Raw genomic sequence first — 11,556 nt, 5'->3', positions numbered from 1 at the left:
ATCCGAATGGGGAACAGTTTACATCTTATGTGGAGACTGCTGTACAGCGCGATCTCCAAAAACAAAGAGCCGATCGCGAAAGACAAGAGAAGGAATTCGCACAACAAGAGCGCGATCGCGAACGAGAAAGAGCTAACCTTGAAAAACAAAGAGCCGATCTCCTCGAAAGAGATCGCCTGCAAACTCAAGCACAATTAGAGGAAGAACAAAGGAAAAATCAAGAATTGCGCGATCGCCTTCGACAATTAGGAATTGACCTTTGATAACATCTAATAACACGATATAATTCTTTGGCAATCGCCTCAACAAGCGCCTCAACAAGAGAAGAAGAATAGAGAAAAAATCAAGAATTACGCGATCGCCTTTGACAAATGGGAATCGATTTTTTTTTTACTCTTGATAGTTAATAAATAAGATGTCTGATTTACACTCATACCAAGTATCATTTTTAGACCAATGAAATCTGGTAGTAAGTGAATCTGAATCTTGAACCAATGTTTCCAAATGTTCATTTATCTTTTCTCGTAAAAATACAATATTTCTTTTTATTTTCCAACTTTCCGATAGATTAGTGTTGTTGACGAGAATCAAGAAAAATCTATTTGAAGCATCAAAACGCATTTCACCTTGATTTTCATAAAGCCACACTTTCAATTCATTTGGATTATTCATAGATGAATTTATTATTTCTATTTTTTGATAGTTTAATTCATCAATAAAATTCCTAGCACGTTGGTCTTGTCGTTCCTTTAAAATACCTTGTAAATGTGACTTGAGAGCTTCATTTTTAAGGTCATCAGGAATATGGATATTTAGATTTCTACATATTTTCTTGGTTCGTGTTAATTCGTTCCCGTATCCACAATCTCTTAATTTCTCTTTCATTAATTGTTCAGGAAAATAAGTCACCTTTAAATCAAAAGGAATATTGCATATAAAGAAATCAACTTTCTTGATTAGCCCAACCGTTGGTAGAACATTTTGATTATCTTTGAATATATCTTCAATAAGTATAGATGTCCAATGATTATACCAAGAATTTAGCGTATACCCGCGTAAACTGGATAAAAGATTACTTTCAATCTCTTCGTTTATTTGATCGTAAGATTTGATTTTCTTCACATAATTATCAACAATATTCTTTTCAAGGCTGTTCCCTTTTGAACCACCCCAATTAAAGGCATGAAGTCGATTCAGTTGATCTATCAAATAGTCTTCCTGTTCTCTTCTACTAGAACGTTCTTCATCATATTTTTCTTTGATATAAGAATCTATATGATCTTCAGTGATAACTTCATTATTAAATACTTCTTCAAAAAGGATATTTGACCGTTTTCCATCTGTTTCTACATTGTGAAGACAGCATAACTCTTTGATTGTATTTTTTCTTGAAACGCTACGAAGTTTCAGAAAACGAACCCCTAAATCATGATCTTCAATTGCACCAAATTCATTATTTAGGAAATGCTTACTTAAATCTTTGAATGAATTTGTCATACTACTTACTCCATTTGTTTTCGGTAAAGTTGAACCGGGAATTTAAAATTTCAAAAAAATTAACATCGGCAAGTATGATACTATTATCAAATATCTCCTTTACAACTTTCATAAATATTTCATTAGTCTCAACCTGTCTACCACTAATGATCGTATCTAACAAACCTTCAAAATAGTTGATGGTATCATTTTTATTGTATTTATTAAAGGATTTTTTTAAAGAAGGCTTTATTAACGTTATCAATACATCACCTTTAACACTTTTTCCTCGATTTAATTGCCTTGGTGTAAATGTTTTTTGTGTTAGCCAAACCAAATCATGTATTTCAAAGCCAGCCTTTATGCACGCATTAGTTAAACAATTCCATTCACTACCAGATAGAGAATGGAATGTTATCGAAAAATACTTGTTCTTTTTTAACACTCTAAATATTTCAGATATCGCTTTTTCAATATCATTTCGGTATGCAATGATGTTTTTTTGCCTTAGCGGACTATTACTGACTACAATTTCATTGTCATATTCAGGGTTTAGTTTCAACCAACTATTCCAAATAATACTCTGCTCAAAATAGGGTACTGAATCACCGTATGGAGGATCGGTAAAGATGTAATCTATTGACTCAGAGGGAAGACTTATACTTCTAGCATCTTCGTTTTTGGTAAGATATCCATAAGTAGATTTAGAAAATTGTAAAATATCATCAACCTTACCGATGTCAGATAAACCCATAAAGTGAAAAATAGTGTTGAAACAAGAAAGATAATCTTTCTTACCTTTAATTACTTTATTATAACGGTTTTTAAAATAGTGAAGTACATTATTTTCCAGATAAGTTTCTCCCCAATAAAATCCTGTCATCCATGCTCCTGGAGTCATATCTCCCCGACTTTTTATCGGAGGGACTAACTTTGAACAATTAGCTAAATTAGATGTAAACGCAAGTAATAAAAGTCTTTTTTCAGAACCAGATGAAATGTCATTTACTAGCTTATATAACATAGAGTGACAGGCCATTGTTCGCTTAGTAAATATATCCTTAATCGCCATTCTTTCTTTCGCGCTTATTCTTGAATTTTCGATTAGATCGATGTTAGGAATCCATTCATCCAATTGAAAATCTCTTTCTTTTTTCTTAAATAGCTCTCTTTCTTTCTTTGTAAACTCATATTCTTTAAATTTTGTTGCATTGCGAACTTTGTATTTGCACTTAATTATCTCATCTTTACTATCTCTTAATACAGTAATTGCAACCATGTCTGTATTTTCTTTGATTTTGTACCAATCTGCAACATAGCTTGATAGTCTTTGAACGATCAAATTAAACTCAGCGTCTAATTTGTCAAAATCAACATTTTTAGAAAGCAGTTGCTCTTGAATAAAATTGGATATTGGATTCAAATCGTTACAAACAATATTTCTTTGCATTATGTATGCTTCGCAGCAAAACACACCGTATCCTGCAAAAGGATCGAGTAAAATATCACCTTCGGATGAGTATTTTGATATCAGATGATAAAGATCGTTTGAGGGCTTTTTTCCCCAATATTTATGCATTTCGTATCGGTCTTTTTTTTGCTTCATACGATAAGCAGGACTTTCTTTTATTTCTATAGATTCCATATTATTCATTTACTTAGAGAATTAAATCGGAACTCAGAATTGAAAGAGTATTTCTACTCTAATTGTGAAGTAGCGTAAAAAAACTGTAAAAAATGTTACCGTTTCCGGATTTACTTTGTAGCATTGACTACATTTTGTAGAAGAAGCCATTGGAGAAATGTAAATGAATACTCACACCCATAGCCCCGATCGCAGTTTAGAGAATTATGCCGAACACCCTTACTTGCTGGTGATTAGCGTATTTTTAGCCTCCTTGATCGTGGGACTGTTACCGATCGCCATTAGCAGCAATCTTGCGACCAGTAGTAATCAAGATACAGCCCCCATAACCCTAGGAGAAGCGGGACTTTGGAACGCCGTTGGACGTTAACTCAGACCCCGACGAGATTCTGTTGAGTCGCCAATTCCGAGGAAATGGATTCGGGAGTCATCACCTGTACCCGCACTGCACAAGCCTTTAATTCCGGTTGTAGAGAATCGGGACAGGATTCGGGGTGAGTGAGGGCGTTTACTTCTGCATCATAAGCCCATAATGCTCCCCAGTGCATGGGTGCAAAAACCGTTCCCTTGGCGATCGCCTTTGTCACCTTAGCAGGTAGACGACAAACCCCGCGACGCGATCGCACTTCCAACCAACTCTCATTTTTAACCCCCAATTTCTTCGCATCGTGGGGGTGAATTTCGAGGAAGGGACGGGGGTGCATTTTCACGATCTTCTCAATGCGTCCCGTGCGCGTTTGTGTATGCCAATGCCCGTATAATCGCCCAATGGTAAGCACGAAAGGATATTCCTCATCGGGAGGTTCCGCCAAACCACGCGAGTGATAAGCGGCAAAAATAGCCCGTCCATCGGGGGTGTGAAACTGCAAATTTGTATAGAGTCGCTTACCTCGATTATTGGGTAATGGGTCATCAGTATCGGATAATTGTTCCTTGTCAGGACACGGCCATTGAATCGGTCCCTCTTCCTGCAAGCGATCGTAACTAATGCCGGTCATATCGCAAGGGCGATCGCGGGTTAATGACACAAATTCTTGATAAACTGCCGAAGAGTCAGTAAAATTGAACTGTTCCTCGAATCCCATACGGCGACCCACTTCCGCAAAAATCTCCCAATCTGGCCGAGATTCTCCCACTTGAGGGCGAAATTGAGGGCATAATGTTACTACCCGTTCGGAATTGGTCATAATTCCCGTTTTTTCTCCCCATTGCGCTGCGGGAAGCAAGATATGGGCATAAGCTGAAGTTTCTGTGGGGTAGTAAGACTCTTGATAAATGGTAAAAGGAGAGAGTTTCAGTGCCGCTTGAGTGCGTCGAAGGTCTGGCATACTGACCGCAGGATTGGTCGCAGCAATCCATAAAGCCCCCACTTCTCCCTGTTCCAAGCCGCGAATCATCTCCCATACATCCCGTCCCGGTTGCGGGGAAATACTACCGGGTTTAAGTCCCCAAAGCTGTTCTAAATCGGCACGGTGTTGGGGATTTTTGACGAGGCGATATCCAGGTAAAATATGCGCCAGTCCTCCCGCTTCTCGCCCTCCCATCGCATTCGGTTGACCTGTGAGAGAAAAAGGACCCGCCCCTGGTTTGCCGATATTTCCCGTCATTAAGTGCAGGTTAATTAAAGTCCTCACTTTCGCCGTTCCTTCTGAGGATTGATTCATCCCCATCGACCAAAGAGAAAGGACGCGATCGCTATTGCCCCATAATTGCGCTACTTTTTGCAAATTTTGAACGGAAATACCGCATTTTTTGGCCACTGTTTCCGGGGCATAATTCCAAATCACCGAGGAATAAGCAGGGAAATTGCGGGTACATTCATCGATAAAAACACTGTTAATTTTGCCCCAACGCATGAGTAAATAGGCAATACCGTTGAGGAGATCGATATCGGTTCCCGGTTTAATCGCTAAATGAATATCAGCTTTTTCAGCAGTGGGAGTACGACGGGGATCCACCACCACCATTTTAACTTTACGGTTGCGCTTGTGATGTTTAACTAAGCGATTAAAAACAATAGGATGACATTCGGCGGTATTGGTACCGATTAAAAAAGCAAAATCCGTTTCTTCAAGGTCATCGTAACAACAGGGGGGACCATCTGCGCCAAAACTTTGAATATAACCAGCCACCGCAGAGGACATACAAAGGCGAGAATTTGCGTCAAAGTTATTAGTTCCCAAACAGCCTTTTAAGAGTTTTTGAGCAATATAATAATCTTCGGTTTGTAATTGTCCCGATCCATACATACAAATACCATCGGACCCTTGGCTAAAGCGCACGGTTTGCAAGCGGTTGACAATGCGATCGAGTGCTTCATCCCAACTGACTCTCACAAAAGGATCGTCAAGAGAATCTCGCATCATCGGGTATTTCAAACGGTCTTTATCTAAGGACTCGGCAATAGTCGCCCCTTTAACGCAAACCATGCCCTGACTGGAGGGATGATCGCGATCGCCTCGCACTCGCCAGATGGGAGTTCCTTCACTATCGCGCAGGGTGGGGCGATCGGGGAGGGCGGGGGGTAAAACATCGAGGCCGCAACCGACACCACAATAAGGACAAAGGGTTTTTATCGGGTCAATCATAATATTAAATATTTACGATTAGGATTAGAATTAAAATTTTGTAGGGACGTTAAATTTAACGTCCCTACGCAGTTTGTTAGCGATCTACGCTAGGAAAGTGATTCTTCAATTTTTTCCTCAAAAGAAGGAGGATGAATATAGTCTTCCTCACCTTCATGATGTTCGGAAAAAGAGCCTTTCGGTTCTTTCAGAATAAACCAGCAAAGGAAGGCAACAATCATCCCCGATACTCCTAGGGTTTGGAAGAAAATTCGGTTTCCGGCTGCCCCAGCAAAACCCCAATCGGGTAATAAACTAAATAGGGTCAAGTAAGCGACGGCACCCACGTTTCCGTAAGCACCTACATTCCCAGCAATTTGTCCGGTAATACGACGCTTAACCAAAGGTACGATCGCAAAGGTAGATCCTTCTGCTGCTTGCACAAAGAAGGAACAAGTCATGGTTAAAAGAACAGCTAGGGGCAGAAACCAAGCCCCACTGACCATACTCATCATCAAATAGCCTAATGCCATGCCTGCGGTTAATATAGCCATTGTGTTTTTCCGAGACCCCAATTTGTCTGAGATCAAACCGCCACCAGGACGGGACATGAGGTTCATAAAAGCATAACTGGCTGCAATCATTCCGGCGGCTTGTTTGCTCAAGTCAAAGGTGCCTTCAAAGAAGGCGGGAAGCATGGAAACAACGGCAAGTTCGGAACCAAAGTTAACCACGTAGGTTAATTCGAGTATGGCAACTTGAGAAAAATTATAACGATCTTCCGGGGTGTAGTGTTTTTTTCCGGTCATCAAGTCTTTATTCGCTTCCCAACAACCGTAGGCTTGAAAGAGGTATAAGCCGGCTAAAAATGCCCAGGTAATATAGAGGGCGGTTGGGTTCAGGAAACCGACTTTGTTCAAGCGCCATGCTAATAGGGCGAGAATGCCGATCAAGGGTACATTCATGGCGAGAAGTAACCAGAAGTCTTTTTGGGTGGTGACTTCAATTCCTCCGGCGCGATTGGGACGCTGATAGACTTTACCTTGAGGGGTATCTTTGACGTTAAAGAAGTAAATCACTCCGTAAACGGCGGCAAAAATTCCTGTTGCGGCGATCGCCATACGCCAATTTAGCATGGCTTCTCCGGTGACAGGATTCACGGCACCAAAGGCAACCCAACCGGCGATCGTTGGTAGTGTAAAAGCGGCGGCGGCGGAACCAAAGTTACCCCAACCCCCATAAACGCCTTCTGCTAACCCGATTTCTTTGGGAGGAAACCACTCGGCTACCATGCGAATACCGATGACAAATCCTGCGCCAACAATACTCAATGCTAAACGACTGAGAACCAATTGGCTGAAGTTTTGTGCCAGTGCAAAAGTTAAACAGGGAATTGCTGCATAGATTAGCAGCAAGGAGTAAGTAATGCGTGGTCCGTATTTGTCCAATAACATCCCGATAATGATTCGGGCGGGGACAGTTAGGGCAACGTTACAGATGGCGATCGTGCGAATTTGTCCGATTTCTAAACCAAAATCTGCTTGTATTGCTGTGGAGAAAGGGGCAAAGTTAAACCAAACCACAAACGACAGGAAAAAAGCAAACCAGGTGAGGTGCAAAATGCGGTAACGACCGCGATTAAAGTTGAGAAATAATTCACCAATCATTCTTGATTTTCAGGGTTACTAAACAACAAAAGGTTAAAGAGTTTTGGGGATTCAAGAATGGAAATTTAGCTATGTTTTAGTGCTAAGAATTCCGATAAGACGAATGAGCGCTTTTATTGAGGTTTGTTCAAGATAGAAATCATTGAATTGCCTCAATCTGAGTTTTTAGAATCACATCTCTGATTAGGTTTTTTAGTATCTCGCGATACAAAAATTAAATATCAATGCAAAAACAGTTATTTCCCGATTCATTTTTTGCATAAATTGTTCTGATTTTAAGTTTTAAAAAATCTCTAAAAAAAAGCTCGGCGATCGCCGAGTTTATAAATTCAGGAAAGTTGAACAGTGAATAGTGAATAGTTATTAGTGAATAGTTATTTTGCTGTTGCGCCAAACTTTTCCAGCATCAATTCTTCTAAAACTTCGGGTAATTCATCGCAGGGAATACCTTTACGAACGCAAGTTCCCAGTTTAGCATCTTTGCCAACAGTTCCTCCCATGTAAAGATCGACTCCTTCGACAGTTTTTCCGTCTTTACGCACCTTGGTTCCCATTAAACCAATATCAGCAACTTGAGGCTGTCCGCAAGAGTTAGGACACCCCGTCCAATGAATGCGAAGGCGATCGCCGATCTCTAATTTTTGATCTAAATTACGGGCAATATTTAGGGCGCGTTGTTTGGTTTCCACTAGGGCAAAATTACAATATTGACTCCCCGTACAAGAAACCAGCGATCGCACTAAAGGAGTCGGGGCGATCGTATATTGTTGTAAAATAGGTTCTGCCAAAAGCGTCTCTATGTTTTCATTGGCAACATAGGGAATAATAACATTTTGTTCGACGGTTAAACGTAGTTCTCCCTGGCCATAAACTTCTGCCAATCGTGCCAATTCAAACATCCCTTCTGCATTGTCAAAACGACCGACAGGAACGTGCAAACCAACATAACTATATCCAGCTTGTTTTTGAGGATTTACCCCCAAACAATCTCGCTTATCCCAATCCATTTCATCTTTAGGGGCGGCGGATAAAAGTTCTTTACCAAAAACCTTTTCTACCTCAGTACGAAACTTATCCATTCCCCACTCATCAATTAACCACATGAGACGAGATTTTTGCCGATTTGCCCTCGAACCATTGTCTCGGAAAACAGCAAGAATTGCACAAGATAAAGTAACAACATCTTCATTAGGAGGAACCCAAGCATGAAGAGGAATTGCTGGGGCGCAACGTTTGGCAGAAAAGAAGCCACCTACAAGAACATTAAAGCCTAATTCTCCTTCTCGATAGGCAGGAACAAAGGCAATATCGTTAATTTCGGCGTGGATGGAGTTATCTCTTCCTCCTTCTAAAGCAATGTTAAATTTGCGAGGAAGATTGGTAAAAGCGGGGTTTCCTTGACCGCTATTTGTAATCGCATCTTGTACCTTTTGCGCCAATTCCCGAGTATCGATCAGTTCGTCACCATCAATGCCAGCAATAGGAGATCCAGTAATATTGCGAACATTATCCATTCCTGACTGGATCGAAGTCAAACCGACTGCATTTAACTTGCGGAAAATGTCAGGAATATCTTCCAAACGGACTCCTCGCAGTTGAATGTTTTGGCGGGTAGTAATATCGGCACTACCATCATCGCCGTAGCGTTGAATAATCTCAGCTAAAACGCGCATTCCTTGGCTAGAAATAACCCCACTAGGAATCCGCAAGCGTAACATGAATTTACCCGGTGTGACAGGACGGAAGAAAATGCCCAGCCATTTTAAGCGGTGTTCTAAATCTGTTTTATCGACGGCTTCCCAACCAATTTGAGCAAAATGTTCTAGTTCGTCTTTCACGGCTAGTCCATCTTTTTCGGCTTTAAATTTTTCAAATTTATTGAGTTTTGTTTGGGGTTCGACTGCAATTACCATAGGTTTATCCTTGCGCTGCGATCGCTTAAATTCGTTCTAAAATACTGTTCGGTTAATTCTACAATTGCTCTGGCAATGTTCTTTTTTGTAGATTATGGGGAGAAGCAGAGCATTTTTGTAAATTTTGTTACACAAGATTGCATTTTATGAAGTAATTGCATCGATTAGATCGCGATCGCGCATAGTTGCGATCGCAATTTTTGAAGTTAAGTTCAAAACCCGATCGCCCGCGAATCTACCCAAGAATCGTCAGCCAGTTTTGCCCAAGCGATGCCATTTGCCAGCGATCGCGCATTTGTCACCCGCAATTTGTCACCTGCTTCTACAGATCCGATCGCTTCCCCGTTAGGGCGATCGTATTTTTGGGCGTTACGGATAGCGGGAAATTGCCCGCGATCGCCTTGAAAATTCTGGGTGAGTGGGGTGGACAACTCTGGAGACTGTCGCGATCGCGTCTCGACAATTTGCAAGAAATCTTTGGCGATCCAAGTCCCTTGGCGAGTTTGCACCCAAGTATAACCCCCTTGCGATCGCTCTTCTCCTGTTAAAATCACTAAAGTTCCTTCCGGCAGAGAACCTACTTTTTCCCCGTTAGGGTGGCGGCGAGTATTAATTCCTTGTTGGTTTGGGGAGGTGACGCGGGCTTGAGTGGATGTTTGCGGAGAGGCTGTTTTTTGCGGCTCTAGGACGGGTTGCAGAAAAGTTTTGGCAATCCAACCATTTTGGGTTGTTTTGACCCAGAGATAGCGCCCTAACTGCTTTTCCTCTCCTGTTAAAAATACTGTTGCGGCCTCGGCAAGTCCGCCTATTTTGGCACCATTGGGAGTCGATCGCACATTGACTCCCTTGCGATCGGGGGTACGAATAACAGCTTGCAGGGTTTTTCCTCCAGTGTTTTCTGGGGCGTTTAACCCTAAAGAGGCGAGGGTTTCGCTGCCTGCAATACCATCTACCGATCGCAAACTTTGACGCTTTTGATAGTCTCGCACGGCGCGTTCGGTTTGCCTACCATAAATTCCATCAGCAGGGATACCGAGGGTTTGTTGGATTTTCACCACCGTATCACCGCGATCGCCCTGGCGATAGGCGATCGCGTAACTGGGAAAATGAGTCGCACATAGAAGAGACAAAAGCACAAGAGTTCCACCTAACCCTTGATAATTGAGGGATGGGGAAACAGATTTCTGGCTCGGGTCTTCATAAGAGACGGCATAGTAGGTAAAAGCAAGAGTTTCCATCATCTGAGAATAGCGATCGCTTCACATTTTCTTACATTATCTCAAATATTCGGGTTATTTTTTTCCATTGCCGATGGCTTGCAAAAACTAACCTGATAAAATTTTGCCTAATCCCCAGAATTGAATCTTGGTGGATTAGGCAAAATAGGTGACTTACAGTTATCAGTTATCAGTTATCAGTGACTCGATCGCCGATCGCTGTTACCGATCTAAGCATCGCTTTCAACGTGCATGAAGAAAAGTCCCATCATCACCGCAGCAAGAACAGGCATCAAAGGAACGAGAATAATGGGCAAGAATGAAGCCGCGTAACTACCTGTAACCATTTCAGATTCTCCTTGTCTAAGTAATGTGGATTTTTGGTTTTTCACTGATTGATTTAACAACAAGTGAAATAATTAATTAATGAGAACAAAAGAGTATTTTGCCTCAAAGTGAGAGATGGTGAACTAACCTACAGACCAGATTTTACCGACAACATCTTGCAGGGGAGCAAGATGGGGAGTCAAGCAGAGAACATAGGCGAAAAGCGCACCACCACAGCCACCAAGTAAGAAGCCACTGGCGAAATCACTCCATCCTTCTTTCGTACTTAAGTCTTTAGGAGGATTAGGAGTGGTTACAGTTGCGATGGGTTTACCCGATTCAACCCCACCATAGAGAGAGAGGGCAACAGTGAGGATCATCACCATACCAACGGCGGCCATGACTCCCGCAAGGGTTGCGAGTTCGGTATTCCGCAGGGGTCCAAGCAAGGCAAAGGGTCCGTACAGAAAATAACCGTGAGCCATACCGACTTCCAAGCCCCGACGATTAGCGGATAGTCCTTGGCGGTAAGCCGGAAGGCTATTAATAAAGGCTTTTGAAAAACCGGAAGAATTCAAAGGAGTAGCGAGATTGCCCACTTGGGGATCGCCACCATCTGTAATTGCATCAAATGTCATCAGAAAAAATGGGTAGAAACCCCGTCCTATAAGGACGGCTTTATATTAGTTTCGCTACCGCCTTGGAGTTGTTTAATTAGGGTGCTTTTGTATTGCACTTTTAACA

At 41.7% G+C, this 11,556-nt stretch carries 9 protein-coding genes and 1 pseudogene; 2 read left to right on the top strand and 8 right to left on the bottom strand.

The window, feature by feature from the left end:
• A pseudogene (locus JUI58_RS15875) lies at positions 1-263 on the top strand (Uma2 family endonuclease); the annotation flags it as partial.
• Positions 264-390: 127 nt separating this feature from the next.
• On the opposite strand, the gene JUI58_RS15870 reads toward JUI58_RS15875, so the two are convergent.
• On the bottom strand, positions 391-1,497 hold the full coding sequence (locus JUI58_RS15870; protein ID WP_204104779.1) for a hypothetical protein: 1,107 nt from the start codon (positions 1,495-1,497) through the stop codon (positions 391-393).
• Between the two features lies 1 nt (position 1,498).
• Entirely contained in the window at positions 1,499-3,130 is a 1,632-nt protein-coding gene (locus JUI58_RS15865; RefSeq protein ID WP_204104778.1) for a DNA methyltransferase, read from the bottom strand.
• Between the two features lie 154 nt (positions 3,131-3,284).
• Between JUI58_RS15865 and JUI58_RS15860 the strand changes: the two genes are divergently transcribed.
• Positions 3,285-3,491: a hypothetical protein gene (locus JUI58_RS15860; protein ID WP_204104777.1), complete on the top strand. Its 207-nt coding sequence runs from the start codon at positions 3,285-3,287 to the stop codon at positions 3,489-3,491.
• 1 nt (position 3,492) lies between these two features.
• Here JUI58_RS15860 and JUI58_RS15855 read toward each other — a convergent pair whose 3' ends face one another.
• From JUI58_RS15855 to JUI58_RS15830, 6 genes are all read right to left on the bottom strand, one after another.
• Positions 3,493-5,709: a nitrate reductase gene (locus JUI58_RS15855; RefSeq protein ID WP_204104776.1), complete on the bottom strand. Its 2,217-nt coding sequence runs from the start codon at positions 5,707-5,709 to the stop codon at positions 3,493-3,495.
• 89 nt (positions 5,710-5,798) lie between these two features.
• Positions 5,799-7,355 carry an MFS transporter gene (locus JUI58_RS15850; RefSeq protein WP_204104775.1) on the bottom strand — a complete coding sequence of 519 codons (1,557 nt, stop codon included), beginning with the start codon at positions 7,353-7,355 and terminating at the stop codon, positions 5,799-5,801.
• Between the two features lie 374 nt (positions 7,356-7,729).
• Positions 7,730-9,268: a ferredoxin--nitrite reductase gene (locus JUI58_RS15845; RefSeq protein ID WP_204104774.1), complete on the bottom strand. Its 1,539-nt coding sequence runs from the start codon at positions 9,266-9,268 to the stop codon at positions 7,730-7,732.
• Positions 9,269-9,480: 212 nt separating this feature from the next.
• Entirely contained in the window at positions 9,481-10,509 is a 1,029-nt protein-coding gene (locus JUI58_RS15840) for a peptidoglycan-binding domain-containing protein (RefSeq protein WP_204104773.1), read from the bottom strand.
• Between the two features lie 206 nt (positions 10,510-10,715).
• Entirely contained in the window at positions 10,716-10,832 is a 117-nt protein-coding gene (locus JUI58_RS27790; RefSeq protein WP_204104772.1) for a photosystem I reaction center subunit VIII, read from the bottom strand.
• Positions 10,833-10,955: 123 nt separating this feature from the next.
• Positions 10,956-11,450 carry a photosystem I reaction center subunit XI gene (locus JUI58_RS15830; protein WP_204104771.1) on the bottom strand — a complete coding sequence of 165 codons (495 nt, stop codon included), beginning with the start codon at positions 11,448-11,450 and terminating at the stop codon, positions 10,956-10,958.
• Positions 11,451-11,556: the final 106 nt, after the last annotated feature.

The sequence above is a fragment of the Spirulina sp. CCY15215 genome (assembly GCF_016888125.1).
Taxonomy (GTDB): Bacteria; Cyanobacteriota; Cyanobacteriia; order Cyanobacteriales; family Spirulinaceae; genus CCY15215.
This window is presented reverse-complemented; position numbering and strand designations above follow the sequence as displayed.